Source organism: Shimia thalassica (genome assembly GCF_001458215.1).
Taxonomy (GTDB): domain Bacteria; phylum Pseudomonadota; class Alphaproteobacteria; order Rhodobacterales; family Rhodobacteraceae; genus Shimia; species Shimia thalassica.
Genome location: NZ_CYTW01000001.1, coordinates 962,865 through 989,584, shown reverse-complemented (window position 1 = coordinate 989,584; position 26,720 = coordinate 962,865). Strand labels below are relative to the sequence as shown.

The following is a 26,720-nucleotide window of genomic DNA, read 5'->3' as shown; positions in this document are numbered from 1 at the left end:
GTTCCTCCCAGATGCATGCAGATCGTAATGCCGCAAGTATCCAGTAAGCAGACCAGTCCGACTATGAAGGAAAATGCGCGCCGTTTTCCGGCAGCCCTGCGGATTTCCGCAGGGCAAAAAACGCTAAAGAAGTGCGTCTTTGTCGAGGCCCAGTTTCACAATCTTTTCGTTAAGGGTGCGCCGCCCAATTCCCAGCGCTTCGGCGGCGGCGTCCATGCGGCCTTTGTGGGCTTTGACGGCCTTGGCGATCAATTCCCGCTCAAAGGCGGCAACGGCTTCGCGAAGGGTATCGGGAACGTCGTCCAAATGCTGATCCGACCGTATAGCCTGGGCCATGGATCCGCCGCCTCGACGGTTGGACAGAACCCTGCGTTCGCAGACGTTGCGCAATTCCCGTACGTTGCCTGGCCAGTCATGCGCCAAAAGTGCCGCCAGATCGTCCTGACTGATTTCGGGGCTGGTCGTCTCGTAAACTCGGGCAAATTCATCAAGAAAATGCGCCGTCAACAGCATAAGGTCATCCCGCCGCTGTCTGAGGGGCGGAAGCGTCAGGATCATGGTATTGATCCGAAACAAAAGATCTTGGCGCAGGCGGCCTTCCTGCACGGCAAGCGTCACATCCTCGTTCGTTGCGGAAATCACCCGAAAACTGACAGGCACCGGATGTTGGGCATTCACGGGCAAGACGTGTTTGTCTTCCAGAACGCGCAGCAACTTGGCCTGTACCGCAAGGGGGCAGGAACAAATCTCGTCCAGAAACAGTGTCCCCCCTGAGGCCGTCAGCAAACGCCCCTCGGTTTCGCCCGCAACACCAAACATCTCGGTCTCGAATGTGTTTTGAGACAGGGCCGCGCAATTCAGGGCAAGAAAAGGCGCGCCTGCATCCGTGCCCAGATCGTGCAACGCACGCGCAACCAGTTCTTTGCCGGTGCCGGTTTCGCCTTCGATTAAAACCGTCGCGCCGGTTTCCGCCAGATCAAGAATATCCTGCCGAAGATGCGCGACCTGATCTGTTTGTCCCAGAAGCACACGATCAAGACCTGAAAGTTTGAAAAGACGTTCTTTCAGTCGCGTGTTGCTTTGTTTCATCCTGTTTTGCTCGGCAGCGTGTCGCAAGATGGTCAAAAGTCGGCGTGGTTCATAAGGCTTTTCGACAAAACTATAGGCGCCGTCCTGAATGGCTTTGACCGCCATTGGAATATCGCCATGTGCCGAAATCAACACCAGCGGAGGTGCCGTGTTCTTGTCCAGCGCCGCAAGCAGATCAAGCCCCGACATGCCCGGCATTCTGACGTCTGACAGGATCACGTCCGGCTGGATTTCTGCCATACGATCCACCGCAGCAGTTGCCCGCGAAAGAGCGGCCGCCTGCCATCCCGCCGCCTCGAGAAGATCAAGCAACGACTGCCGCATTGATTTGTCATCGTCGATGACCAGAATGCTAAAGGTCTGCGTGTTCATATCGCGATCTCTTCCGTTTCAAAGGCCGGAAAGCTGACACGGAACACGGCGCCCCCCGTGGTCACATTGCCGGCCGTCATAACGCCATCAAGATCATTGACGATACTGGTCGAGATTGCCAACCCAAGCCCCATACCGCGACCGCTTTCCCGCGTGGTCACAAAGGGTTCCTGCAAATCCGTTAGCGTCGCTTCGCCGAGGCCATGACCGTTGTCTTCAATTTCGAACCATGCCTGACCTTCAAGAAGACCAACGCGCACCTGAATAACCGGCGTCTCGCTGTCCTCGCAGGCATCTATGGCATTGCGCAACAGATTGGTCATGACCTGCTCGACCCGCAACCGGCTTCCGCGCATGGTGACGGCCCTGTCAGGAAGTTCAAAACGCAGGTCGGCATGTGCCGCTTCAAGATTTGGTGCAACCAGAGACGCCGAGGTTTGCATGGCCTCGTTCAGGTTCACCTCGACAAACGCGTCGGTGTCTGACGTTGCAAAAAACTTGAGCTGACGGGTGATCCCTTCCATCCGGTCCACAAGGTTTCCGATTTTTCCGGTAAGCGGGGTTGGACCATTCGATCCGATTTCAGCGGCAACCAGATGGTTGCGCATGGCGGCAATCGGCTGACCCAGTTCGTGTGTTACCGACGCGGCCAACCTGCCCAGCGCGGCCAACCGGCTGGCCCGTTCCAGTTCGTCCTGAGTGCGCTTCAGACGCCGTTCTGCGGTCTTGCGATCCTCTATCTCGATGGCCAGAAACTCGTTTGCCTGACGCAATTTTGCCTCTTCTTTTTCGGACCGTGCCAAGGCTGCGCTTACGCGGCGGGCCCTTTGAATCTGAAACAGGATAAGCGCCATCCCCGCAAGGAAGCCAATCAAAGAGGTCACCATCCAGCTAAGTGCGACGGCACGGTCGTCACTTTCGAAATAGTGCAAGGTCCAGTCATGGCGCTGAATGTCTGCCGTCAGATGCACGCGGTCTTCGTTGCCAATGCGTGCACGCAGCTCTGACGTCTCTTGCCAGTCCAATGGATCAAGCGCCTTGCCCGGAAACTGTTTTGCGTTCTGGATGCGGATGCGCTGGCTTTTCGAAAGCGGCACCAAAACCCGATACCGCCACTCTGGCTCTGACGCCAAAAGAACTACGCCGTCTTCGTTCGCCAACAGAACCTGTTCACCCGACTTTTTCCATCTCTCCTCAAGAAGCGAGAAATCTATCTTGATTGCGATCACACCGATGGTGCGGCCAGTTGCGTCAAGTACGGCATCTGCAATAAAATACCCCGGCAATCCGGTGGTTGTCCCAATCGCATAAAACCGCCCCTGCGTTCCTTCCAGCGCGCGTTGGAAATAGGGTCGAAAGGCATAGTTTTGGCCAATAAAACTTTCGGGATGGCGGTGATTTGAGGCCGCAATCGTAAATCCGTCAGTACCCATCAAGTAAATCGCATCAAGGCCCGCCTGATCGGCAAAATCCTCGAGCCGCAGATTGAGATCACCTGTGTCTTTGCCAAGGGCGGTTTCAATGACGGATGCGTCCCGCGCCAGCACATGCGTTAGATGTGAAAACCGCTCCAGTTCGGTTGCGACGGTACTTTGATACAGGGACAGACGCCCCTCGGCTTTTGAAAGTTCCTCGGACTGGAAATAGACATAAGAGGCCCGAAACACGCCCGCCGCGATAAGGATCGTTGCAAGAACGGGAATGAGAAAAGAAATCTGGCGCATAACCGTCGATAGGCCCTCGCGCGGGATTTTGGCAAGAGTTTAGTGCGCAAAGCTGCGGCTTACGTCTCGGACTTCATAAAAGATGTGTGAGGTGTGTGAGCCAGCACGGCTTGCCCTTGCAGATGGAACCCATGTGTCTTTGCTGTGGCGCGTAGTCCGGGTCTAGTAAAAGCCGATTTCCTTTACATCGACCTCGGCCTGATGATCACGTCCGAAGGCAACAATCCCAATCGATTTCACCGACTTTGCCTGAACCTTTGAACGCAACATGCCTCCTGATGCTTTGAAAGCGGAAAAAGGTATGCGAATTTCCGTCCATCCAGTCGTCGTGTCAAAGCTTCCTTGGTAATACTGCCACGGCAAAACGGTTCCGCTGGTGCGCAGATGGATAAAGTACTTTTCACCATTCCCGCGCGTGACAAGACGAACACCTTGGGCGTCCTTTGCCGGTGCTTCACTTAACAAGGTGCGCACCTGAATGAACCCTCCTCGGTTTTCCGTGCTGACCTGCCCGGTCATATGCACAAAGGCGGCCCCGTTTTCGGTTTCGAAACTGACCTGCCCCGTCGACACGCCCCCCATGACCGTGTCTGCAAAAAACTCCCATCGGGTCTGTGGCGCATTTTCAAATGTTTCGAGCATACGGGTGTCCGCCAAAGCCGTTGAGGAGAACAAAGACAGCGAAAGGCTTAGCAACAAAGCACGTTTTGATTGGCCCATTCGTGTCTCTTTTCTTTTTTGATCAGGTTTACAGATGTGATGTTGGCGCGTTCTGTGAGGTTTTCAAGAAGACACCGCGGACAACCGTCCACAAGACTGGCATGCCAGTAGGTGAAAGGGACAAAAACGAACTCATCCAAGGCTTTGATTGATCTAAAGCCCCCGCCCCTGCGTAATGATAATGATAGGCAACGATCGAGAAAAGCAGGCCATGAACGCCCCCACATGCCCCCAAGAAACAGAGACCAGTGCAACGAAGGCATCGCCTGACGGTGTCACCATTTACTATGACGGGTCGTGCCCTTTGTGCACCGCTGAAATCGACTACTACAAACGTGCGGATACTGAGCAGAAACTGTATTTGATTGATGTGTCATCCGAGCGCTTCGAAGGCGACGAGCAACTGTCGCGGGCCGAGGCGATGGCCCGGTTTCACATTCGGATGTCGGACGGACGTCAGGTTTCGGGCGCCCGTGCCTTTGTTGAAGTCTGGCGCGCGCTTCCCTCGTGGCGCTGGCTTGCCCGTTTGTCGCGCATTCCGGGCGTCGTTCAAATACAAGAGATGGCATATCGCGGCTTCTTGCATCTACGTCCGCTGGTCGTGCGCAGCTACACGAGGTTCACCCGCAAGGCGCAGCGATCCAACGCAAGGTAAGGTTTGACGACCATCACCTTTAAAGAGAAGGCTAACCTCTATGAACAAATATGTTTCACTCTTGCTGTTTGTGCTCTTCGTAATGGGTTGTGGCATTGCGATTGGCACTCTAACGGCGCCGGGGCTTTGGTACGCTGCGCTGGAAAAGCCGTCGTTTAATCCCCCTAACTGGATCTTTGCGCCTGTCTGGACGTTGCTTTACCTGATGATCGCTTATGTCGGCTGGCGTGTGTGGCACATGGGCCTTTCGACCGGTTTGAAACGCCTTTGGGGGCTTCAGATGGGGTTGAACTTCTTCTGGTCTCCGGTGTTTTTTGCGGCCCAGATGCCTGTTTTGGCACTGCTTGTGATCGGTTGCCTGCTGGTGGCGCTATTGGCGTTTGTCAAAGAGGCGTGGCATTCGGACAGGCTGTCTGCAGTGATGTTCTTGCCCTATGTCGCGTGGGTCAGCTTTGCGACCGCTTTGAATGCGGCCATCGTTATCCTGAATTAACCACGTCTGACGGGAGCGCGGCACAACCATGTTTGCCGCGCTGCTAGGGCTTCAGGAAACTACAGACACCACAACGTTGCCTTTCTTACGCCCACTGTCGACGAGGGCATGAGCCAAGGGCATGTCATCAAAAGCATAACAGCGGTCGATGACCGGGGAAAACGCGCCAGCCTCTGCCAAGTCCACAACAGTCTTGAGGATGTCGCGGCGTTCACTTGCAACGCCCCCAATCAACTTTTTCCCCCTGAGCCGTGCCTTTAGCCCACCAAAGAACATGTCGGATGCATTGCCCGCGACAAGCAACATACGCCCGCCGCGTTTCAGGGCATGCTGTGTCCGCACCCAAGGCGCGCTGCCGACGGTATCTACAACCATATCGTAATGCGCGCCTTCAGTCGTAAAATCCTGTGTCTGATAGTCGATCACGCGGTTTGCCCCCAGCTGACGCACCATTTCCGCGTTTGAAGAACTGCACACTGCGGTAACATGGGCCCCGATGTGATGCGCGATCTGCACACAGGCAGAGCCAACCGCCCCCGAAGCACCATTCACAAGAACCGTTTCACCGGCCCTGAGGGTCCCTTTATTGACAAGGAAATCATAAGCGGTGGTTCCTCCAAACGGGATCGCGGCGGCGATCTCAAAAGGGATCGTGGCGGGTTTCATCACAAGACTTCCAGCGGCCCGCATGGTGATGTATTCCGCATGGGCCCCAAAGCGCGCTCCGGGAAAGCCAATCACCGCATCCCCGATTTTGAAACCTGTCACTTTTGTTCCAACCTGTTCAATCACGCCGGAAAATTCGGTGCCAAGAACGGGCTTCCTTGGCTTTCGGACACCAAAGACAAGACGCCCCAACCAGCCAAGCCCATCGGGCATGGACAGGCTTCTTGCCCGCCAGTCGCCAGAACTGACAGTCGTCGCATAGACCTTAACCAAAACCTCGTCCGGCTTGGGTCGGGGATCGGGGTATTCCACCTTCCGAAGAACGTCAGGTGGACCGTATTGATGATAGGCAAAAGCGAACATGGCGAGACTTCTTTTCATCCAAGAGTTTACGATATCTGGGGTGTCTTGGGTTTGTACGTCGCACAGTCGCTTATTCAAATTGACCAAATTTCTAAGTTTGATATGCATTAATGCATGGATTGGCGTGCCGTAAAATTTGACTGGAACAAAGCACGGGCCTTTTTGGTGACCGCCGAAGAGGGATCGCTGTCAGCGGCCGCGCGGGCGCTGGGGATGGCGCAGCCCACGCTTGGCCGTCAGGTGGACGGGTTGGAACAGGAATTGGGGGTTGTTCTGTTTGAGCGGGTCGGACGCGGTCTCACCCTCACGCCAAGTGGCTTGGAACTGTTGGACCACGTGCGCGATATGGGCGACGCAGCCGGACGCGTCTCGCTGACAGCGCTGGGACAATCCCAGGCTCTTGAAGGGACAATCAGCATTTCGGCCAGTGAAACCTATGCCACTGTTTTATTGCCGCCTCTTGTTGCCAAGCTGCGCCAGCAAGAACCCGGCATTCACGTCGAGATTGTCGTCGCCAACCATGCCAGCGATTTGTTGAGACGCGAAGCCGACATTGCCATTCGCAACTTTCGACCGACAGAACCGGACCTGATTGCCAAAAAAATCGGGATGGCGGATGCGATCCTTTACGCCACGCCGCAGTACATTGAAAAAATTGGGGCGCCAACAACGCCCTATGCGTTGCGCAACGCCGACTTTGTCAACATGGATCGCACAGGCGGTATGCTCAAAGGGTTAAACAGCCTTGGACTTGGGCTCACCGAGGCCAATTTCCCCCTATTGACCGAAAGCTATCTGGTGATGTGGGAATTGGTGAAACAGGGCGCGGCAATTGGCATTTTGGACGCCCATATTGGCGACGCAGAACCAAAAGTGCAGCGCGTGCTTCCCGACCTTGAGCCGCTGACGTTTCCGATTTGGCTGGTTTCGCATCGTGAAGTCACAACAAGCCGCCGCATACGTCGGGTTTTCGATTTTCTGGCAGAAGAACTGAAACGCTAAAGAAAGCACGGGACATTGGCCCGAGGCGTTCAGACCTTTTCAATTCCAACGCGGCTCTTTGCATCACCAGTGACACCTGACGGCGATTGCTGCCTCCAAAGACAGTCGGCTTTTTTCAGTTCGTCTATAGACGTCACGCCAAGCTGTGCCATCGCAAGGCTCACTTCCTCTGCCAGAGTGTTCCAGACCCTGTGCAACCCTTTCTCTCCGCCGGCGGCGATTGCAAACAACAACACCCGACCCAGAAACACAAAATCCGCCCCCATCACATAGGCTTTGACAATGTCTTCGCCGGATCTGATGCCCGTGTCATAGAACAAGGGAAAATCCGGCCCAACCGCCGCCCGTATGTCGCGTAGCGCCAAAATTGCAGGGGGCGCGCTGTCAAGCTGGCGGCACCCGTGGCTGGACACCTGGATGGCGTCAGCCCCCGCCACCACGAGCGCGCAGGCATCTTCAGGGGCCAAAACCCCCTTCACAACCAGCTTGCCCGGCCATGCCGCGCGCAACTTGGCGAAATAGCTCCAGTCAGCAGCGGCCCGACTTTCGGTGCGATCAAACACAAAGTCGGTTCCGTCAAAATTGGCCAACGCGGGTGCCCCTTTGAACAAGGTCTCAAGCGACCATCGGGGATGAAGGGCAAAGTCTATGAATTTCCTTGGGCCAATGCGGAAAGGCATCTTGAACCCGTGGCGCAATTCTCGGGGGCGGCGCCCCACTTCGGGCACATCCAGCGTTAGAACCAGCGTGTCATATCCCGCCCGTTTTGCGCGCTCTATAAGTTTCAGCGTGCCGCTTCCATCGCCGCTGAAATAGAGTTGAAACCAAGCCATGCCATCGGATGCATCCAGCACCGTTTCCATGTTTGTCGAGGCCACCGTAGAGACCCCGTGCGGCACCCTGTTTTCGCGAGCAACATTTGCCAACATCAGATCGGCACCGGGGGCCGCAAGATTGCACATGCCCATCGGGCTTATGCCGAATGGTTGCGACACCGGTTGGCCAATCAGATTGGTGGACAGATTGCGCTGGCTGACATTGCGCAGAACACGCGGCATCAGCCGGATATCCTGCATCGCCTGCGCACTCATGGCGGCGCCATGTTCGGTGCCTGCCGCCCCGTCGATATAGTCAAACACCATCCAAGGCAGGCGTTTGCGCGCCAACCGGCGCGCATCTGACGCAGAATGGATATCGCTATCGAAAACCATGGCTTGCGGTTAGGCCTGAACCGATTTCATAAACCGGTCGCGGATAACGACAGGATCCATGGTGATGACCGGCACTTTGATATTGCCGCTTTCACATTTGGCGACAATGATCGTCATCTTGTCCCCATCAAGAGCGTCTTGCAGGGCCTTGCCTGTGTCTTCCGCCTGCACTTCGACTACATTTTCGCATCCACAGGCCCGCGCCACCGCTGCAAGCGACGTCTTCTTGCCTGCATAAGTCGGCTGGTCTCCGGTTGATCCGTAGCTTCCATTGTCGACGATCAGCAGAATAAAGTTGTCTGCCACATTGTTCGCAATCGTTGGCAAGGTGCCGAAATTCGTCAGAACCGAACCGTCCCCGTCGATGGAGATCACCTTTTTGTCTTGTGCCAATGCCAGACCAAACCCGATTGACGACGACAATCCCATCGTGCCCAACATGTAAAAGTTGGTGGGTTGATCGTCGATCAAATGCATCTCCTGGCTTGGCAACCCGATGTTACAAACCACCAGTTGGTCCCGCAGAATGGGCGCGATGTCTTTCAAGATATCAGAACGGATCATTGGTCGCCGTAGCCTCCCCAGAAATTGGCATCGGTCAGGATTGCGACCGGTTTGTTGCACATGAAAGTATATTTCAAAATCGCGTCCAGTTCGTCTGCATCAGACTGATGGTGGAAGTGATAGGTCGGGATATTCATCTGCGCCAAAAGCGCCTTGGTATGCACCGCCATTTCGACCTGACAGGCCACCGGTTCACGCAATTCACCCCTGTATGAAATCAGCATAGGCAGCGGCATCCGGTAGTACTGGATCAATGTGGCCAGCGTATTGATGGTGACCCCGATGGCCGTGTTCTGCATGATGATTGCGGGCCGTTTGCCCCCCATCCATGCCCCGGCACAAAGACCCATGCCTTCGTCTTCCTTGTTGGACGGAACATGCATCACTCCGGCGCGGGCATCGATTTCGTCGATGACGCCAGCCAATTGTTTACAAGGCACAGTGGTGACAAAGCTGATGTCGTTCGCGACCAGATCATCAACGATTTTCGTGTTAATAGACAAACAGGATCTCCTTTGGTGAGAGGAAGTACTAGCGCAGCACAACAACGGCGCATGAGGCGTGACGGACGATACGGGCAGCGGTCGTCCCTAAAAAATAATCGCGCAGCCCGGGTTTGTGAGAGCCGACGATGATCGCGTGGGCACCGATTTCGGCAGCGTATTCCGTGATGGAGCGGCTCGAATGTCCCTTGATAATCATGGGCGTGACGTCATCCGCATTGCCACAGCGTTCCTTCAAAAGCTGCCTCGCATCGTCATAGGCTTTTTGAACCACCTCTTCGTCCAGATAGGTGCTGACCGATCCGCTTGGGGGTTCATAAACATGCAATGCGGTGATCTCGGCCGTTCCGCCACCAAGACGACGGGCGGTGTCCACGGCCTGCGCGGCAAAGCCATGCTCCAGAGAAAGCGCGATAATTATTTTTTGATACATGGATCAGGTCCTTTCGACTGCGGTTTCTGGGCGCAGCAGAATTTTGGGGGCCGCCACAACCCCGTTTCGAATATCGGCAAACGCCTTCGCACCATCCCGCAAAGGGCGGATTTCGGGCCAATCCAGCGGGCCAAGTCTTCCGTCAAAAATCGCCTCGGCGGTTTGGCGAAAGTCTTCGGCGGTATAGGTATAGGTCCCGATAAAGCTTATTTCCTGAAGAGTGAGGCGCCTGATATCGAGACCGCCCATGTCTTCTCCCAGACCGATGTGGCCAATCACACCGCCGGGGCGCGCACAGGCAGAGGCAACCGCACGTGTTGCGGCAAATCCAACCCCATCCACCACCAGATCATAGGTTTTGCCATCGGGCGCTTGTGTCACCACGGTTTGCCCACATGCATTCTCCAGGTGCGCACGCCGTGCCGGGTTCGGCTCAACAATGGTCACATCGTGAACGCCCTGTGCCTTAAGGCTGAGTGCCGTGCCGAGACCAATCGCGCCGCCCCCCAGAACCAAAGCCGTGTCGCGTGATCCCTTCAGAGCCTCGAGCGCAAGCCGGACAGTGTGCCACCCGCAAGCAATGGGTTCCGCCAAGGCTGCTTTGAACAAGGGAACTCCATCAGGGACAGAGACCAGATTTCTGTCCGGCATGGCCACCAGTTCGGCAAAACCGCCCTCGCGCGGGGGCATCGAGATGATTTGACGTTCCGGACACAGATTGTCGCGGCCGGACGCACAGGCCGGACATTTGCCGCAAGTGACAAGCGGGTTCAGTGTCACCCGTTCACCATCGCGAGGGCCGCCTTCGATATGGCCCGCAGCTTCGTGACCAAGGATCAACGGCGCAGGTCGTCTGCTGTCGTGCCCCAAAAAGGCGTGCATGTCAGACCCGCAAATCCCGACAAGCGCGATGCGGATCAGCTGATCCTCCAGGTTTACCGCCGGATCAGGCACATCGGCGTAATTCAACGCCTCGGGGCCGGTATAGATCAACGCCTTCATTTTGCTGTAAACCCTCCATCAACCATGAGAACCTGCCCCGTCACGTAAGACGAAGCGTCAGAGCACAAAAACAGCAAAGGACCATCCATGTCCTTCACCGTACCATTGCGCCCGATACAGGTCTGCGCGGCGTTTGTCGCGGCCCGTGCCGGATCCTCAAAAACGGCGGCAGTCAGTTCGGTATGAAAAAAACCGGGGCCAACGGCGTTGGCGGTAATCCCAAAGGGGGACCACGCCTCTGCCATGGCACGGGTCAGTTGTGCGATGCCGGCTTTTGTCGCGCCATATGCAATGCCTCCCGGGAAGGCCCTTGTGCTTTGCAAAGATGCAAAATTGACGATCCTGCCCCAGTTTTTGGCCTTCATCGCTGGCACCAGATGTTGGCTCAGGAAAAACGGCGCTGTCAGGTTTAACCCAACTGTAACGTCCCACCCTTCGGGCGTGACCTCATCTGCGACCTGCCGCGTATTTATCCCCGCCGCATGGATCAAGATATCCGGCGCCCCGAACGGGGACGACACCTCTGTCGCCAACGGCTCTAACGCATCGCGATCCGAAATATCACAGGCCACGGCATGCGTGTCTCCGTTGGTTTCGGCCTGCCAATCAGCAAGCGCATCTGCGCGACGGGCCACGCCCACCACAAGTGCCCCTGCCTCTGCCAGAACCGTTGCGGCACGCCGCCCGAGGCCCGAACTGGCGCCGGTGACACAGGCAACCTTGCCTTTTACGGAAAACAAATCGTGCATTTTATCCATTGGCCGTCAGATCAAAGGTTTCACCCGGAAAATACTTTGCCAAACGCACATCCGCGGCGCGGGCGTGCCCCTCCATACCTTCGAGCCTTGAGATACGCGCGGTGGCTTCGGCCACGGGTTTTGACCCTTCGCGGGTGGCCCGCTGCCATGTGACGATTTTCATGTATTTGTGTACCGACAAACCGCCGGTGTAATTGGCCGCGCCCGATGTAGGCAGCACATGATTTGTACCTGCGGCCTTGTCCCCGTAAGAAACCGTTGTTTCTTCCCCAAGGAACAAAGAACCATAGCAGGTCAACCGGTCCAGCCACCATTCAAGGTCATCAGCCTGCACCGTCAGATGTTCCGGCGCATAATCGTCGGAGGTTGCCGCCATTTCCTCGCGATCGGAACACACGATCACCTCGGCATAGTCGCGCCAGGCGGCCGCTGCATTCTCGCGGTTCACTTCCGGCAGATCCTCGATCAGAGCAGGCACACGAGCCATCACATCCTCGGCCAATGCGCGCGTGTCCGTGACCAGCCAGACAGGTGAGTTATAGCCGTGCTCGGCCTGACTCACGAGATCGGTCGCAACGATGTGCGGATCGGCCGACTTATCTGCCAGAATAAGGCTATCTGTGGGGCCTGCGATCATATCAATGCCAACGCGGCCAAACAAAATCCGTTTGGCTTCGGCGACAAACTGATTGCCCGGGCCAACCAGAATATTGGCTTTGGGAAGCCCGAACAGACCAAAGGTCATGGCCGCGACCCCTTGCACACCGCCCATGGCCATAATCTTGTCTGCGCCGCAGATATGCGCCGCATAGACAATTGCAGGCGCGATCCCGACACCGGGACGCGGCGGCGAACATGCGGTGATGTGTTTGCATCCCGCCACCTTGGCCGTCGTCACTGTCATGATCGCGCTTGCAACGTGGCTGTAACGCCCCCCCGGTGCGTAACAACCAGCAGCATCGACAGGTATCGCCTTTTGTCCTGCTGTGAGTCCCGGAACCACCTCGTATTCCACATCGGCCACGGTGGATTTCTGCATCTCGGCAAAGCGCTTTACATTGTCATGGGCGAACTGAATATCCGCTTTCAACCTGTCTGGCACCAATGCACACGCTGCTTCGATCTCTTCCGCAGTGAGCAGGACATTGCCATCGTAATTGTCAAACTTTGCCGCATATTGCAGCGCGGCGGCATCCCCGCCTTCTTCGATGTCTGCAAGGATTTTCACCACGGTGTCATGCACGTCTGATGCATCGGATTTTGAGGTCAACTTGGCCTTTTTCAGGTAGTTACGAGCCATAATAATTGGTCCTATTTGTAGATATCAGGAAGCAAGGTTGTTGAAATCGCGGGCACATAGGCGATCAGCAGAACAACCAGAAGCATGAAGAAGACGAAGGGAACGGCGCGCGCAGCAATCTTGAGGATCGACTCGCCCGTGATGCCGGAAACAACAAACAGGTTCAGCCCAAGCGGCGGCGTGATGAACCCCACCCCCAACGCCGTAATCATCATGATGCAGAACTGGATTTCGTTCATGCCGATGTTGTCGGCCAACGGTTTCAGGATCGGCGCAAGGATCACGATGTTTGGCGTGGTTTCCATCACACAGCCAGCCGCAATCAGGATGCCGATCATCAGCAGGATCAAAACATAGGGGTCTTCGGTCAGAGACGTTACCGCTGTCACAAACCCTTGCGGTACACCCATGATTGCCAGCGCCTCGGCCAGGGGGGCAGAGAAGGCGATGATCGGCAGGATGATCCCGTTTACCTTGGCAGAACTGACCAGCATTGCCGGGAAATCCGACAGTTTCAGCGTGCCAAGCAAGAAGCCCATGATGATCGTAACGACGACCGCTGTCGCACCCGCCTCGGTCGGGGTCAGGCGCCCGGAAAAGATACCGTAAAAGATGATACCGGGCACGATAAAGGCATACCAGTCAGAGGCCAGCGCCCGGCGCAGATTGGTGAACCACTCACCGAACGACAGATTGCCACCGCCCTCATACCCATAGATCCGGTTGACCACGATATTTGTCACGAGGATCGCAATCAGGATGGCCAACCCCGGGATCAGGGCCGCAAGAAATAGTGTTGATGCCGATATGCCCAGCACGAGGCCAATGATGATATAGGCAATCGACGGCGGAATAAGGATGCCGGTACAGGCCCCCGCCGCAACCAAGGCACAGGCATAGGGGCGCGGGTAGCCGCTTTCGACCAGTCGTGCAATTGTCATCCGGCCAACCGCCGCAGCCCCCGCCGCATCGGACCCCGAGATCGCAGCGAACATGCCGCACACCAGAACCGTCGCGGACCCAAAGCCCCCTTTTGCCCAGCAGGTCAAGGCTTCGGCGACGTTGAGAAACTTGCGGCTGAGACCGGTGCGAACCAGCACATCCCCTGTGAGGATGAACAAAGGCACCGCCGTCAGGGCAAATGCATCAATCCCCGAAAACAGGCTTTCGCCGACAAGGCTCAGGGGCAAATCCCCCGACATGACAAGCATGAGAATTGCGGCAGATCCGATCGATGCCCAAACCGGCACGGCCATGGCGATAAGGCCGACAAAAAGGATCACCGGAAGATAGAAATCCCAGCCCAGTTCGACCGTTTGTTGAAGATTATTCCAGAGCATTTGTTCGTCCTTCAATCAAACAGTTTGTCACCTTCGTAGACGGGTGTGCCGTCACGAAGGGATCGAAGGTCACGCAACAAGGACTGCACGAGACGGAAGATCATGAGAGAAAAACCCAAAGGGACCGCCGCAAGAAACCACACTTTGGAAATGCGCAACCCGTCGGTCACAGACCCGAATTTTGCGGAAACAAGAACGGTTTCGAAAGACCAGTACAGCGCCACGAGAGCAACCGCGAACATCACGAGATCACCAAAGATATAGACAAGCGCTTTGACCTTGGGACCAAGGTAATGAAGCAGAACATCAATGCGGATGTGGGCCCGTTCTTTCACCGCCGCAGAGGCCCCTATCCATGCAAGATAGATAAAGGAATAACGCACGATTTCCTCTCCCCAGATGGAAGAGTATGAAAATATTTCGCGCCGCAGCACCTCGACGGCCATCGTGATGACAAGCATCACATAAAAGACCAAGAGCAGCCAGCGTTCGGCATTCTGGTCCACTTTTTTCAGGAAATTCATCACGCGCCCCGATGTAAAAGGGTAAGGAAATCGGCGTCACTTGCGACGCCGACTGCGGAAAGGATGAGAGCCCGCAATCGGGCTCTCACAACCCGTCCTATGCGTCGTGCACGTAGTATTGGCCTTGCGTTCCGGCCGCCTCTTCCAGTTTGGCAAAGGCATCCATTGAACCAGCCAGTTCTTTCTTGAACTCGTCCCATTCGGGGCGCTGGTATCCACCTGCCGCTTTCCATTCTCCCAATTGATCATCGCTTAGCGAATGGAACTGAACGCCGGACTTTGCCAACTCGGACATGGCAAAAGCACGCGCTGAGGGAACTTTGGAGAGGTTCTGATGTGCCGTCATTTCCGATCCCCACATCACGCCTTCTTGCACGTCTGCAGGCAGGCTGTTGAACCATTCAAGGTTACAGGAATAGACTTGGCTATCCGGAACCGCCTGTGTGAAGGTGACGTGGCTCAGGATGTCCTTGAAACCAAAGACGAACAATGCGCCAACCGATGGATCAAGCGCGTCCGCGACGCCTTGTTTGATGGCCGAAGGAGTTTCGCCCCAAGCAACCGGCGTGGGGTTCGCACCAACCATACGATAATATTGCTGGAGCATTTTCGATCCGGGCACGCGGAATTTGACACCTGAGAGGTCAGACGGGCTTAGAACTGCCCCTGCGCCGCCTTTGCGCACGGCGACGACACGCGGGTCAATGTTGACATAAAACAGGGCTTTGAAGCCTGCCGCTTCGACTTTGGGGTGCACTTCTGTTTTCCAGTGGTCAGAGTTCACAAGGTTTGTGAAACGCTGGTTTGACCCACAGAGATACGGCATGTTGATCAGATCGACGGTCGACGCGAATGGCGCAAAGTTTGACAACGAGTGTTGTGCCGCCTGAATGGTGCCGCCCTGCACCTTCTGCACCAGTGCGCCACCAGCGCCAAGCTGTCCGCCGGGTGCCAGTTTCACGTACACTTTGCCGTTGGTTGCGTTTTGAATGTTCTCTTTCAGGTCCAGCTGCATGATCGGATAGCTGCGCGTCGCCCCCAGAACATAGGCCGTTGCCAATGTCATGACATGATCCGCTGCCTTTTCGCGCTCACGTTCTTCTTTGTTGGTTTGTGCGGCTGCTTCGGTGGACCAGAGTGTCCCCGCGGCACCGGCAACCAAAGCTGCGGTAAAGCTTCCCGTTCCGGCAAGTTTCAAAAAATTACGGCGCTCGGCCGACGCAAGATCTTTGTTATTCCGATTCATGTTTTCCTCCAGTTGGACTGTTCAGCGCGTCTGTTATTTATTTTTTTCCGCGGCTTCTTTTTGCAAAATCGCCGCTACGAAAAAGATCGAAGCGGCAAGCAAGGTCAGCATTTCAGACACATCCCCAAGGAACCCTCCCAGTCCCATCGACCCTAAAACCACGTTGGTGCCAAAGGCACCGAACAGCACAACGGAAAGGGTCAAAAGCATGTGTATCTCCGGAAAGACGGTGAAAATCCTGATTCGCCCCGTCAATGTAAGCGCTTGCACGACACTTGTGCAAGCGCTTACATTTTTCACCCAACTTTCAATCCGCCAATTGCAAAATTTGAAGTGCAGCGTTTGGGAAAACGCGGTAAAACTCGCAGCAATGAACAGAGACGACACACCCACCGAACGAAATCCCACCCTTGCAGATGTCGCGCGGCACGCAAAAGTGTCGACCGCGACGGTGTCTCGTTGCCTGAATTCTCCCGAGCGTGTTGTCGAAAAAACCAGAACCAAGGTACTGAACGCAGTACGAGAATTGGGGTACACGCCAAACTTTAACGCTCGGGCGCTGGCAGCCAAACGAACCAACACAATCGGCGCCATTATTCCGACCATGGAGAACGCGATTTTTGCGCGGGGCTTGCAAGCCTTTCAGGAAGAACTGGGCCGAAATGGCATCACCCTTCTGGTGGCATCGTCGTCTTATCAGGCCGACACGGAAGAAGAACAAATCCGCTCACTGGTTTCGCGTGGCGCCGATGCTTTGTTCCTGATCGGGTACAATCGCGACCCGAAAATATACGACTTTCTAAGGCGTCAGGGGATTCCTGCCGTTGTTGCATGGGTGTTTGATCAGGACGCCGTGGTGCCGACAGTTGGTTTTGACAATTTCACCGCAATGAAGTCCTTGGCGGAGCAAGTGATTGCGATGGGCCACAGGCGTATTGCCACCATCACTGCAGCCGTACATGACAACGACAGAGCCAGTGAACGCCTCAGAGGCATCCATGCGGCGATGGCCGAAGCAGACATCCCCGCAGAGCAGCTTTCAATTCTCGAAACCACCTACGGCATCGACGAAGGCGGTGCCGCCTTGGAAAAAGTTCTGGGCCTCCCGGATCGCCCCACGGTCGTGATGTGCGGCAACGACGTTCTCGCAGTTGGGGCAATTGCACGGGCGAAAGAAATGGGGCTGCGCATTCCTGACGATCTGTCTGTCACCGGATTTGATGATATCGAGATTGCCAAGATCTCGTCTCCGACATTGACCACCGTTCATGTCCCCCACCGCCGGATGGGCAAAGAGGCCGCCATATTGCTGATCGACATGGTGAACGACAAAGACACCAACATGAAAATCCTGATCGAGACGTCTTTGCAAATCCGCGATTCATTGGCACCGCCGAGAGATTAGATCCCCTCGCGCCGGTGTGGGGCGATGAAGACGAAAATGCCTTTGTGTCTAAATTCAATCTGGCACACTAGAACGCGCCAACCTGTTATTATAAAAGAATAATTTATGTGAACCCGTAGCAGAAAATCCGCTGTTCAAGCAGGTTGATTTCAGTCTCTCGCCTAACATCTTCAAACCTCAAGGTGGCTGCTTCACTGGGGTTCTTGCGTATTCCGTCAGCGAAGGCCGGAAGACAAACCGACGAATCCAGTGATTGATTTCTTATTTAGTTTGTGTCTAAAATTTATTCACTAAGTTGGTAATATGGGACGACCGGTCATGTTTGTTGGACTCGATCTTGGCACTTCCGGGCTTCGTGGCCTGTTGGTCGATGAGGCCCAAAATGTCATTGCCTCAAGCGAAACGGAGTATGACACTCAACACCCCCTGCCCGGTTGGAGCGAACAGGACCCTGCCGATTGGATCGCAGCCTGCAAAGAGGTTTTGCTTGACCTCAAGGCGCAGGCCCCCAAAGCGATGGCCCACCTGCGCGGCGTGGCCTGTTCGGGTCACATGCACGGTGCAACGCTTCTTGGAAAGGACGCTGCCGTCCTGCGCCCTTGCATCATGTGGAACGACACCCGCAGCGCAGATCAAGCCGCACTGCTAGATGACACCCCAAGTGTCCGCGACCTAAGCGGAAACAGCGTTTTTCCGGGATTCACCGCGCCCAAACTGGCCTGGATCGCAGATCATGAGGCACAGATCTTTGCACAGGTCGAAACGGTCCTTCTGCCAAAGGATTTCCTTACATTCTGGCTGACCGGGAACCTGACATCTGACATGTCGGACAGTGCCGGCACGTCTTGGCTTGATGTAGGCAAACGCAGTTGGTCCGAAACCCTGCTTTCCGCAAGCAACATGCGCGAAGACCAGATGCCCCAACTTTTCGAGGGGACGGATATTGTCGGCACACTGCGTCCGGATCTCGCATCAGAGCTGGAGCTTCCTTCAACTGTCGAGGTCGCAGCCGGTGCCGGAGACAACGCCGCCGCCGCATGTGGCATTGGCGCCTTGATCGAAGGAGACGGGTTTGTCTCATTGGGCACATCCGGGGTTCTTTTGGCTGCGCGCGACAGCTTTGCCCCACAGCCCGCAAGCGCCGTACACACGTTTTGCCATGCGGTGCCCCAGAAATGGTATCAGATGGGGGTCATTCTTGCTGCAACAGACAGTCTTAACTGGCTGTCACGCACACTTCAGGAAGACCCGGCACATCTGACCCAGACCCTTGGCACCTCGCTGGAAGCGCCCGGCAAGGTGCAGTTCTTGCCGTATCTGTCTGGCGAACGCACCCCCCACAACGATAGCGCAATCCGCGGCGCGTTGATCGGGTTGGATATCAACACCTCGCAACAGGACCTGACACGCGCGGTTCTGGAAGGGGTTTCCTTTGCCCTTCGAGACAATCTCGAAGCGTTGAAATCGACCGGCGCGCGGCTGGACAGTGCCATCGCCATAGGGGGCGGTTCGCGGTCTGCCTATTGGCTTGAACTGATTGCGACGGTTCTGAACCTGCCACTTGAGATACCGGAACAAGGCGAGTTCGGCGCTGCATTGGGCGCAGCACGTCTCGCTATTTGCGGGGTTACCGGCGCACGCGCCGAGGACGTCATGACCAAACCAAACATTTCAACCACAATCGCGCCACGGGCCGATTTGGTTGATGCATATGAAGAAGCCTACGCTTCTTTCAAAAACCTATATCCGAAGTTGAGGGGGGACCACGCATGAGCAACTTTTTCCATGGGATCGATCCGATCGCCTATGAAGGACCAGACAGCACATCACCGCTGGCGTTCCGCCACTATAACCCTGATGAAGTGATCATGGGAAAACGCATGGAGGAGCATCTTCGCTTTGCCGTTGCGTATTGGCATTCTTTTGCGTGGGAAGGCGGCGACCCGTTTGGCGGGCAAACGTTCGAGCGCCCTTGGCATCCCCAGGATGATATCGGGCGGGCCAAAACCAAAGCAGATGCAGCGTTTGATTTGTTCGACATTCTGGGCCAGCCCTATTTCTGCTGGCACGACGCAGACATTCGGCCTGAAGGCGACAGTTTTGCGGCCTCTCTTTCGAACTTTGAAACCATCATCGATTATTTCGAAGAAAAGATGTCATCGCGGAAGATCAAACTGCTGTGGGGCACCGCCAATATGTTCAGCCACCGGCGCTGGATGTCCGGTGCATCGACGAACCCGGACCCAGATATCTTTGCCTATTCCGCTGCGACGGTGAAAACCTGCATGGATGCAACCCATCGTCTGAACGGTGAAAACTATGTGTTGTGGGGCGGTCGTGAAGGGTACGAAACGCTTCTCAACACCGATATGGGCCGCGAACTGGACCACATGGGCCGGTTCCTCAATATGGTGGTCGACTACAAACACAAGATTGGCTTCAAAGGCACGATCCTTGTCGAGCCAAAGCCGCAAGAACCCTCCAAGCACCAATATGACTATGACGCGGCCACCTGTTACGGGTTCCTGCAAAAATACGGGCTCGAGAATGAGGTCAAACTGAACCTCGAACAGGGGCATGCCATTCTGGCGGGCCATTCATTCGAGCACGAGATCGCAACGGCGGCGGCCCTTGGGGTGCTGGGGTCAATCGACATGAACCGGAACGATTATCAGTCCGGATGGGACACAGACCAGTTTCCCAACAACACACCCGAGGTCGCGCTGGCCTATTATCACATCCTGAAAGATGGCGGCTTCTCGACGGGCGGCACCAACTTTGATGCCAAATTGCGCCGCCAGTCTCTGGACGCCGAAGACCTTGTCGCGGCCCATATTGGCGGGATGGATATCTGTGCCCGCGGGTTCAAAGCCGCAGCTGCCATGATCGAAGATGGTGGTTTGGACAAGGCACTGGCCGCACGGTATTCCGGTTGGGACAGCGCATCGGCAAAAGAGATGCTGGACAGCGACCTGAGCGCGATCTTTAATCAGGTGCATTCCGGTCAAATCAATCCCCAGCCCACATCGGGACGTCAGGAGATTCTGGAAAACTACGTCAATCGTTTCGTCTGATATGGGGGCACGAGCCAGCCTTGAGAGAGATAGCGTCAAACGTCACCGTCTGTCGGATGGTGACGTTTCGGTGTCTATCCTCAATCTGGGATGCATCACGCAGGACTGGCGCGTTCCCTTGGGCGGGGAACACATACCGGTTGTTCTGGGATACGCGTCACCGCAAGATTATTTGCATAACCCCAACTTTCTGGGGCCGATTGCGGGGCGGGTGGCAAACCGTATTGAAAACGCATCCTTTGCGATCGATGGCGAACGGTTCGATCTTGTGGCCAATGAAGGCGACCATTGCTTGCACGGCGGCCCATTGGGCATTGGCAAACGCCTTTGGGAGATGTCGCCGGACGGTGACAAGGCTGTTCAGCTAAATTTGCGCTCTGAGCATGGGGATCAAGGGTTTCCGGGGCGAGTGGATTTTGAAGTCACAATCTCGCTTGCTGGAAACACCCTGACCTATGACATGCGGGCAAAGGTAGACCGTCCCACCCCCATAAATCTGGCACAGCATTCGTATTATAATCTCATGGGAGGAAGCGAAGACATCACCCGCCACCGTCTTTGCCTTGCCGCCGAAAGTATCACACAGACAGACAGTCAGAACATCGCAAACGGACAAACACAGACCGTTTCGGGAACGCGATATGACTTCACCTCTCCTAAAGAGCTTGTGACCGCAGATCCCTCGGCGTTGGGCTACGATCAAAATTTCGTTCTATCGCACGCGTCGCCCTGTGCGGCCAAGGTGACAGCGCCCAATGGCCTTTCACTTAGGCTGGAAACCGACCAACCCTGTCTTCAATTTTATACCGCCAGCAAACTGCAATCCTGGCATCCGCCCCTGTCCGAACAAACACATGCGCCTTTTTACGGTCTGTGTCTTGAACCACAGGGATATCCAAACGCGGTCAACATCCCTGCATTCCCAAAGACGATTGTCACTCCGGACCATCCTTACCGGCAACTTCTCAAGGTGAGCATATGCGCAGAGTGACCCCAATGATCCTTGCCGTGCTTTTTGTGACAGGTCTTGTACCTTCTGGCGGGATGACCGGCCCACTGCCCGATCCCGAAACCCGGTTTCCGCCGGTCAAGATGGAGGCCGTGAAACTTGGCCAGCTGTTATTCTATGACCCGATTCTGAGCGGCAGCAAAACCGTGTCATGTGCGACCTGCCATCATCCACGTTTTGCCACGTCGGATGGTGTTTCTCTCGGCCTTGGTGATGGAGGTCTTGGACTTGGGCCAGACCGAAGACCAGATCCGGAAAATGTACCGGAACAACGCATTCCAAGAAACGCGCCCTCTTTATTCAATTTGGGGGCTACAGAGTTTACCCGCTTTTTCCATGATGGCCGACTGGAACAAGACCCGTCCCGCCCCTCTGGTATTCGCACCCCTCTGGGGGCCGAAATGGAAAAAGGCTTCAAATCCGCGCTTGCGGCGCAGGCGATGTTTCCCGTGTTGTCAGGGGATGAGATGGCTGGTCATTATTCAGAGAATGACGTGGCCAAGGCCGTGCGACAGGGATTTCTCACTGGCGAAAACGGGGCATGGGCCATCCTGTCTGCGCGCGTCGATAACATCGATACCTACAAGCAGATGTTTAAAAAGGTATACGGATCATCCCGGCCTGTGGCGTTTACCGATATCGCCAATGTCATCGCTGATTTCATGGCGTTTGAATGGCGGGCGGATCAAAGCCCCTTTGACCTGCACTTGAGACAGGGCACACCGTTGCCAGACAAAGCCATGGCGGGCATGTCGTTGTTCTATGGCAAAGCTGGATGCGATTCTTGCCACTCGGGTATTTTCCAGACAGATCAGGGGTTCCATGCCATCGCCATGCCCCAGATCGGCCCGGGCAAGGCCGCGCGGTTTGAACGCCACCAGCGTGACACAGGGCGCATGCGCGTCACGGGACATCCGGTCGACGCCTATAAATTCCGAACGCCTTCATTGCGCAACGTGACGGAAACCGGCCCCTACGGACATAGCGGCGCCTATTCCTCGCTTGAGGCTGTCATCCGCCACCACCTGTCACCTGTTGAGGCACTAGAGAATTACTCCATTTCGAATGCGACCTGGCCCAAGATGTCATTCGAGACGGATAACAAGCTGATGCAGGATACGGTCGAACGTGACGCCATCGCAAAGGCCAACGAGCTGCCTGCACAAAAGCTGAGTAACGACGAAGTATCCGAAATCATTGCATTTCTGAAAACGCTGAAAGACGATCAAAGCCTTGCGGGACGGCTGGGCATTCCCAAAAAGGTTCCAAGCGGCCTGCCCGTCGATCAATAGCTGTCGATCTGCGGGCCAAGCGCCCCGCGTTGCACGGACACCCGTTGGTTTACCGAGACGTCAAACCAGTCGCTTTTTTCCTGATCGGGCCAGATGACGCGAGCCTGCACTGCCTCAGCCTTGCCAAGGCCAAAATGCTCTGGACCGGAAACGCCCCCCGCGTGCCCCCCGCCGACATAGACCTCTCGCGTGATGGTTTTGCCTTGAACACGTACTTCGATAAAGGCCCCCACCGCATCTCTGTTCGGGGCAGGTTGTTGCAGGCGAATAGAGATCCAGTTCCCTGTGTTTTCCGTGATATTTCGAAAAACCTCCAAAGGCGCGCGTCTGTTGACCACCGCGACGTCCAAAAGACCATCGTTGTTAAAATCCACAAGTGCAGCCCCGCGTCCGCGATGAAGGCTATCTAGACTGCCTTGCAAACCAGCCTCGACAAATGTGCCGTCACGGGTCTGGAGAAGCAGGTTGTTGGGGTCCTCCATAGCACTACCCGGCATCTGTTCGACATTGCCCTTGGCAACAAAGATATCGTCCAGCCCATCGTTTTGCACATCCCCAAAACTCACGTGCCATCCGGTTGACGGCCGTCCGTCCCCCCCTGCATAGGGCCGATGCGCCGTGGCGCCCGCCTCATAAGGCGCGTCGTCCCATTGGGGGCGGTTGTTGCCCGCCATGCGTTGAAGGCGTTGATCCCCCATTGAGGTCAAATACACCTCTGGCGCGCCATCGAAGTCCAGATCACGAGACGCAATTCCCATGCCCCAGAGGGCATAGGGTTTCCAGCCGTCCGCCTCGGTATAGAGCCGTGGGGTGTTTTCCATCGCCCAAAGCTGTTCTTGCCCGCCCGTCACATAATAATGGCGGTCATTGCTGATCCGCAGGTCCGCGCGCCCCTTGCGGTTCCAATCGCTAAACAACATGGAAAGCGGACAGTGGGCTGGCTCCAAAGGGGTTACATCGTAACCGTCGCCTTTTGGACGATACAGCCAGTTTTGGTCACAGGTTCCAAAGGGGCCATCGGGATCTGTCCTGTCAACATAGTTCCCAAAGGCAAATGTCGGCCGGTCTTGCCCCTGCTCCCAAGTGGCAGAAAAGGCGGTTGTCCAACTCTTCCCGCCATCAAACCAGTCTGGCGCGAAAGTTTCGAAGGTGCATCCTCCAAGCCCGCGCATCAGACGATTTTCATCCACGCGCATAACCGCCAAATCGACAATGCCATCACTGTCAAAATCAAAAGGATAGGCCCCGATCACCCCCGTCATGGCCAAATTCGCAGAGGTCTCGGCCTGAAACGTCAGATCGCGCCCATCCTCAGAGGTGTTGCGCATCAATTGGGCGACGTTCTCTCCACCCGCAGCAAAAATATCCGGGCGGGTGTCCCCGTTACAGTCGAAAACCGCCAGTCCACCGCCAACATAATGCTCCCAACCGCCATCATAGACATGCTCTGGCACCGTTTGCGCCACGAACCGTGGATCGGCCGTGCCTGTCGACGCACAGAACACCGCCCCCAGAACCAAACCGCTATTGCGCATTTTCACGATGTCCGGTGATCGCGATTTCGGACACCTCGTCCAAGGCAAACGCCGCCGCGCCGCGCGCCCACATCAGATCCCCCCATTTGTGGATCACAACTTCTGGTCCGGGTTTGTCGATGTGCACGACAGAATTGCGCATCGCGTCAATGACCTCTGACGCATAGAGGTGATCTGAGTGCATCTGCTCTCCGGAAAGAATGATCAGTTCGGGGTCGAAAATGTTGACGATATTGGCCAATCCCATGGCAAACATACGGCCGGCCCGATCCACGATCGACTTTGCGACGGAATCGCCGTCTCGCGCCGCGCTCAGAAGGTCTTCGACCTTGGATACCGATTTGTGCCTGCCGGAAATGCCGGCTTCGCGCAGCAGGGCATAGTCCGCAACATATGCTTCGAGGCACCCGCGCTGGCCACATCGACACAATGCGCCGTCCAATTGCACCTTGGTATGTCCCAACTCGGCGCCGCACCCGCGATTACCGCGATACAATTCATTGCCAATCACGATGCCCATGCCAACACCGCTTTCGATCGTGATGACAATGAAATCGGAATTCTCTTTCGCCAAGCCAAAGGCGCGCTCGGCAACAGCAACAAGGTTCGCATCGTTGTCCAGAAAAACTGGCACCCCAAGGCGATCCTCAAGAACCTGCCCCAGTTCCACGTTGCGCTGATGCAGCGAAGGCGACCAGTACACAAACCCTTGCAAGGCATCCACAGTTCCTGCGATCCCGACACCAACGCCGGAGACCTCCTCTGCGCTCAAACCCGCTGTGGACGTTAAGCCTTCGATGGCCTTCGAAACCTCATCCGCAAGGGCGTCCGCCTCAAACACGCTTTCTTCAAGAGCGACTTCATGGTCGGCGATCTGGATTCCCTCGAAATCATGAAGAACGGTCGACAGCGACTTGTTGGCAATCTTGATGCCCACAACATGATGGGCCGCGCCGCGAATTTTCAAATCCACCTTGGGACGCCCGCGCCGCAGGTCCTTCTCGGGCGTCTCTGAACGCACCTCTTCGATCAACCCCTCTTTCAAAAGGTCGGCGGTGATTGTCGTCACCGTGGCGCGGCTGATTCCCGTTGATTCGGAAAGATCGATCCGTGGAATTTTTTTGTAGCGCCGGATCTCGGCCAACAAGGCACGCCTGCCACTTCTGCGGATCTCGCTCGGTATTAGCTTAGTTTTTTCCATAGCTTACCCCAAAAATAACCGCAGTTCTTCAAAGCCAAATTCACCCCTCAACGTGCCGTGAATATGGCCTTAACACCAGTCTATTTGATTTAATTTGATTTGCAAATTTATTTAGGTAACACTGAGGCCGCCCGCCCCCGAACCATCATTTGGGGGCCGGGCAACGAATTCTAGGGAGGAAGATCATGAAACTATTTACCACTGCTGCAGTCGTCTTCAGCACGCTTTTGGGAGGAACCGCTTTCGCCGACAGTCTGGTTGTCGGAGTAAGCTGGTCCAATTTTCAGGAAGAGCGCTGGAAAACAGATGAGGCCGCGATCAAATCGGCGCTTGATGCCGCCGGCGCCACGTACATCTCTTCGGATGCGCAAAGCTCGGCATCCAAACAACTGTCGGATGTTGAAAGCCTGATCGCACAAGGCGCAGATGCTCTGATCATTCTGGCACAAGACGCACAGGCCATTGGACCAGCGGTACAGGCAGCGTCAGACGAAGGTGTTCCGGTCGTTGGATATGACCGCCTGATTGAAGACCCGCGTGCCTTCTATCTGACGTTCGACAATGTCGAAGTCGGACGCATGCAGGCCCGCGCCGTGTTTTCGGAAATGCCCAAAGGCCGCTATGTCATGATCAAAGGGTCTCCGACAGATCCAAACGCAGACTTCCTGCGCGGTGGCCAGCAAGAAATCATTCAGGCCGCAATTGACGCAGGTGACATCGAAATCGTCGGAGAAGCCTATACAGACGGCTGGCTGCCCGCCAACGCCCAGCGCAACATGGAACAAATCCTGACCGCAACAAACAACGGCGTTGACGCTGTTGTCGCTTCGAACGACGGCACCGCCGGTGGCGTTGTGGCGGCTCTGACGGCACAGGGCATGGAAGGCATTCCTGTATCCGGTCAGGACGGCGATCATGCTGCCTTGAACCGCGTGGCAAAGGGACATCAAACCGTATCTGTCTGGAAAGACGCCCGTGAACTGGGCAAGGCTGCTGGCGAAATTGCCGTCGCTTTGGCAGGTGGAAGCGCCATGGGTGACGTCGACGGCGCAGGCAGCTGGACCTCTCCTGCTGGCACGGCCATGACAGCCAAATTCCTGGCCCCTGTTCCAGTCACCAAAGACAACCTGTCTGCTGTTGTAGATGCGGGTTGGATCACCAAAGACGCCCTGTGTCAGGGTGTTTCCAGTGGCCCTGCGCCTTGCAACTAATGTGACTTGCTTTCGTCCCGGCCCGTTC

At 55.9% G+C, this 26,720-nt stretch carries 26 protein-coding genes; 9 read left to right on the top strand and 17 right to left on the bottom strand.

Going from position 1 to position 26,720, the window contains the following annotated elements:
• Positions 1 to 123 precede the first annotated feature (123 nt).
• The 3 genes from PH7735_RS04620 to PH7735_RS04610 all read right to left on the bottom strand — a co-directional run bounded on the left by PH7735_RS04620 (position 124) and on the right by PH7735_RS04610 (position 3,905).
• Positions 124 to 1,461 (bottom strand): sigma-54-dependent transcriptional regulator, encoded by a 1,338-nt coding sequence (locus PH7735_RS04620; protein ID WP_058310120.1) that lies wholly within the window; start codon positions 1,459 to 1,461, stop codon positions 124 to 126.
• Complete coding sequence (locus PH7735_RS04615; protein ID WP_058310119.1) at positions 1,458 to 3,185, bottom strand: sensor histidine kinase; 1,728 nt, start codon at positions 3,183 to 3,185, stop codon at positions 1,458 to 1,460. The genes PH7735_RS04620 and PH7735_RS04615 overlap by 4 nt, the downstream gene beginning before the upstream one ends.
• Positions 3,186 to 3,347: 162 nt before the next feature.
• Positions 3,348 to 3,905, bottom strand: a complete 558-nt coding sequence (locus PH7735_RS04610; protein WP_058310118.1) for a CIA30 family protein — start codon at positions 3,903 to 3,905, stop codon at positions 3,348 to 3,350.
• Positions 3,906 to 4,116: 211 nt separating this feature from the next.
• On the opposite strand from PH7735_RS04610, the gene PH7735_RS04605 reads away from it, so the two are divergent.
• The gene (locus tag PH7735_RS04605; RefSeq protein WP_082645127.1) at positions 4,117 to 4,560 is read left to right on the top strand and encodes a thiol-disulfide oxidoreductase DCC family protein; all 444 of its coding nucleotides are present in this window, start codon (positions 4,117 to 4,119) and stop codon (positions 4,558 to 4,560) included.
• 40 nt (positions 4,561 to 4,600) lie between these two features.
• Complete coding sequence (locus PH7735_RS04600) at positions 4,601 to 5,053, top strand: TspO/MBR family protein (protein ID WP_058310117.1); 453 nt, start codon at positions 4,601 to 4,603, stop codon at positions 5,051 to 5,053.
• A 51-nt stretch (positions 5,054 to 5,104) separates the two neighbouring features.
• On the opposite strand, the gene PH7735_RS04595 is transcribed toward PH7735_RS04600, so the two are convergent.
• Positions 5,105 to 6,082, bottom strand: a complete 978-nt coding sequence (locus PH7735_RS04595; protein WP_058310116.1) for an NAD(P)-dependent alcohol dehydrogenase — start codon at positions 6,080 to 6,082, stop codon at positions 5,105 to 5,107.
• Positions 6,083 to 6,196: 114 nt separating this feature from the next.
• On the opposite strand from PH7735_RS04595, the gene PH7735_RS04590 reads away from it, so the two are divergent.
• Positions 6,197 to 7,084, top strand: a complete 888-nt coding sequence (locus PH7735_RS04590; RefSeq protein WP_058310115.1) for a LysR family transcriptional regulator — start codon at positions 6,197 to 6,199, stop codon at positions 7,082 to 7,084.
• Positions 7,085 to 7,113: 29 nt separating this feature from the next.
• On the opposite strand, the gene PH7735_RS04585 is transcribed toward PH7735_RS04590, so the two are convergent.
• The 11 genes from PH7735_RS04585 to PH7735_RS20790 form a co-directional block, all read right to left on the bottom strand.
• On the bottom strand, positions 7,114 to 8,295 hold the full coding sequence (locus tag PH7735_RS04585; protein WP_082645126.1) for an alpha-hydroxy acid oxidase: 1,182 nt from the start codon (positions 8,293 to 8,295) through the stop codon (positions 7,114 to 7,116).
• 9 nt (positions 8,296 to 8,304) lie between these two features.
• A complete protein-coding gene (gene comE, locus PH7735_RS04580) occupies positions 8,305 to 8,859 on the bottom strand; it encodes a sulfopyruvate decarboxylase subunit beta (RefSeq protein ID WP_058310114.1) in 555 nt (184 codons plus the stop codon).
• The gene (locus tag PH7735_RS04575; RefSeq protein ID WP_058310113.1) at positions 8,856 to 9,362 is read right to left on the bottom strand and encodes a decarboxylase; all 507 of its coding nucleotides are present in this window, start codon (positions 9,360 to 9,362) and stop codon (positions 8,856 to 8,858) included. Before PH7735_RS04575 ends, comE begins: the two co-directional genes overlap by 4 nt.
• Before the next feature lie 28 nt (positions 9,363 to 9,390).
• The gene (locus tag PH7735_RS04570) at positions 9,391 to 9,795 is read right to left on the bottom strand and encodes a universal stress protein (RefSeq protein ID WP_058310112.1); all 405 of its coding nucleotides are present in this window, start codon (positions 9,793 to 9,795) and stop codon (positions 9,391 to 9,393) included.
• A 3-nt stretch (positions 9,796 to 9,798) separates the two neighbouring features.
• Positions 9,799 to 10,797: a zinc-dependent alcohol dehydrogenase gene (locus tag PH7735_RS04565; RefSeq protein ID WP_058310111.1), complete on the bottom strand. Its 999-nt coding sequence runs from the start codon at positions 10,795 to 10,797 to the stop codon at positions 9,799 to 9,801.
• Positions 10,794 to 11,555: an SDR family NAD(P)-dependent oxidoreductase gene (locus PH7735_RS04560; protein ID WP_058310110.1), complete on the bottom strand. Its 762-nt coding sequence runs from the start codon at positions 11,553 to 11,555 to the stop codon at positions 10,794 to 10,796. The genes PH7735_RS04565 and PH7735_RS04560 overlap by 4 nt, the downstream gene beginning before the upstream one ends.
• Positions 11,548 to 12,855, bottom strand: a complete 1,308-nt coding sequence (gene hisD, locus PH7735_RS04555) for a histidinol dehydrogenase (protein ID WP_058310109.1) — start codon at positions 12,853 to 12,855, stop codon at positions 11,548 to 11,550. The genes PH7735_RS04560 and hisD overlap by 8 nt, the downstream gene beginning before the upstream one ends.
• A gap of 11 nt (positions 12,856 to 12,866) precedes the next feature.
• A complete protein-coding gene (locus tag PH7735_RS04550; protein ID WP_058310108.1) occupies positions 12,867 to 14,195 on the bottom strand; it encodes a TRAP transporter large permease in 1,329 nt (442 codons plus the stop codon).
• Between the two features lie 11 nt (positions 14,196 to 14,206).
• Positions 14,207 to 14,719 carry a TRAP transporter small permease gene (locus PH7735_RS04545; protein WP_058310107.1) on the bottom strand — a complete coding sequence of 171 codons (513 nt, stop codon included), beginning with the start codon at positions 14,717 to 14,719 and terminating at the stop codon, positions 14,207 to 14,209.
• A 97-nt stretch (positions 14,720 to 14,816) separates the two neighbouring features.
• A complete protein-coding gene (locus tag PH7735_RS04540) occupies positions 14,817 to 15,965 on the bottom strand; it encodes a TRAP transporter substrate-binding protein (protein ID WP_058310106.1) in 1,149 nt (382 codons plus the stop codon).
• A gap of 33 nt (positions 15,966 to 15,998) precedes the next feature.
• Positions 15,999 to 16,175 (bottom strand): hypothetical protein, encoded by a 177-nt coding sequence (locus tag PH7735_RS20790; RefSeq protein WP_199534968.1) that lies wholly within the window; start codon positions 16,173 to 16,175, stop codon positions 15,999 to 16,001.
• A gap of 160 nt (positions 16,176 to 16,335) precedes the next feature.
• On the opposite strand from PH7735_RS20790, the gene PH7735_RS04535 reads away from it, so the two are divergent.
• From PH7735_RS04535 to PH7735_RS04515, 5 genes are all read left to right on the top strand, one after another.
• On the top strand, positions 16,336 to 17,370 hold the full coding sequence (locus PH7735_RS04535) for a LacI family DNA-binding transcriptional regulator (protein WP_058311143.1): 1,035 nt from the start codon (positions 16,336 to 16,338) through the stop codon (positions 17,368 to 17,370).
• A gap of 318 nt (positions 17,371 to 17,688) precedes the next feature.
• Positions 17,689 to 19,143 (top strand): xylulokinase, encoded by a 1,455-nt coding sequence (gene xylB / locus PH7735_RS04530; protein WP_058310105.1) that lies wholly within the window; start codon positions 17,689 to 17,691, stop codon positions 19,141 to 19,143.
• On the top strand, positions 19,140 to 20,444 hold the full coding sequence (gene xylA / locus PH7735_RS04525; RefSeq protein ID WP_058310104.1) for a xylose isomerase: 1,305 nt from the start codon (positions 19,140 to 19,142) through the stop codon (positions 20,442 to 20,444). Before xylB ends, xylA begins: the two co-directional genes overlap by 4 nt.
• A gap of 1 nt (position 20,445) precedes the next feature.
• Positions 20,446 to 21,435, top strand: a complete 990-nt coding sequence (locus PH7735_RS04520) for an aldose epimerase family protein (protein WP_058310103.1) — start codon at positions 20,446 to 20,448, stop codon at positions 21,433 to 21,435.
• Positions 21,423 to 22,745, top strand: coding sequence for a cytochrome-c peroxidase (locus tag PH7735_RS04515; RefSeq protein ID WP_058310102.1), 1,323 nt, complete (start codon positions 21,423 to 21,425; stop codon positions 22,743 to 22,745). Before PH7735_RS04520 ends, PH7735_RS04515 begins: the two co-directional genes overlap by 13 nt.
• Here the strand turns inward: PH7735_RS04515 and PH7735_RS04510 are convergent.
• The gene (locus tag PH7735_RS04510) at positions 22,739 to 24,280 is read right to left on the bottom strand and encodes a CRTAC1 family protein (protein ID WP_058310101.1); all 1,542 of its coding nucleotides are present in this window, start codon (positions 24,278 to 24,280) and stop codon (positions 22,739 to 22,741) included. The two genes, PH7735_RS04515 and PH7735_RS04510, sit on opposite strands and share 7 nt — an antisense overlap.
• Positions 24,270 to 25,481 (bottom strand): ROK family transcriptional regulator, encoded by a 1,212-nt coding sequence (locus tag PH7735_RS04505; RefSeq protein WP_058310100.1) that lies wholly within the window; start codon positions 25,479 to 25,481, stop codon positions 24,270 to 24,272. The genes PH7735_RS04510 and PH7735_RS04505 overlap by 11 nt, the downstream gene beginning before the upstream one ends.
• Before the next feature lie 185 nt (positions 25,482 to 25,666).
• On the opposite strand from PH7735_RS04505, the gene xylF reads away from it, so the two are divergent.
• On the top strand, positions 25,667 to 26,692 hold the full coding sequence (xylF, locus tag PH7735_RS04500; protein WP_058310099.1) for a D-xylose ABC transporter substrate-binding protein: 1,026 nt from the start codon (positions 25,667 to 25,669) through the stop codon (positions 26,690 to 26,692).
• Positions 26,693 to 26,720: the final 28 nt, after the last annotated feature.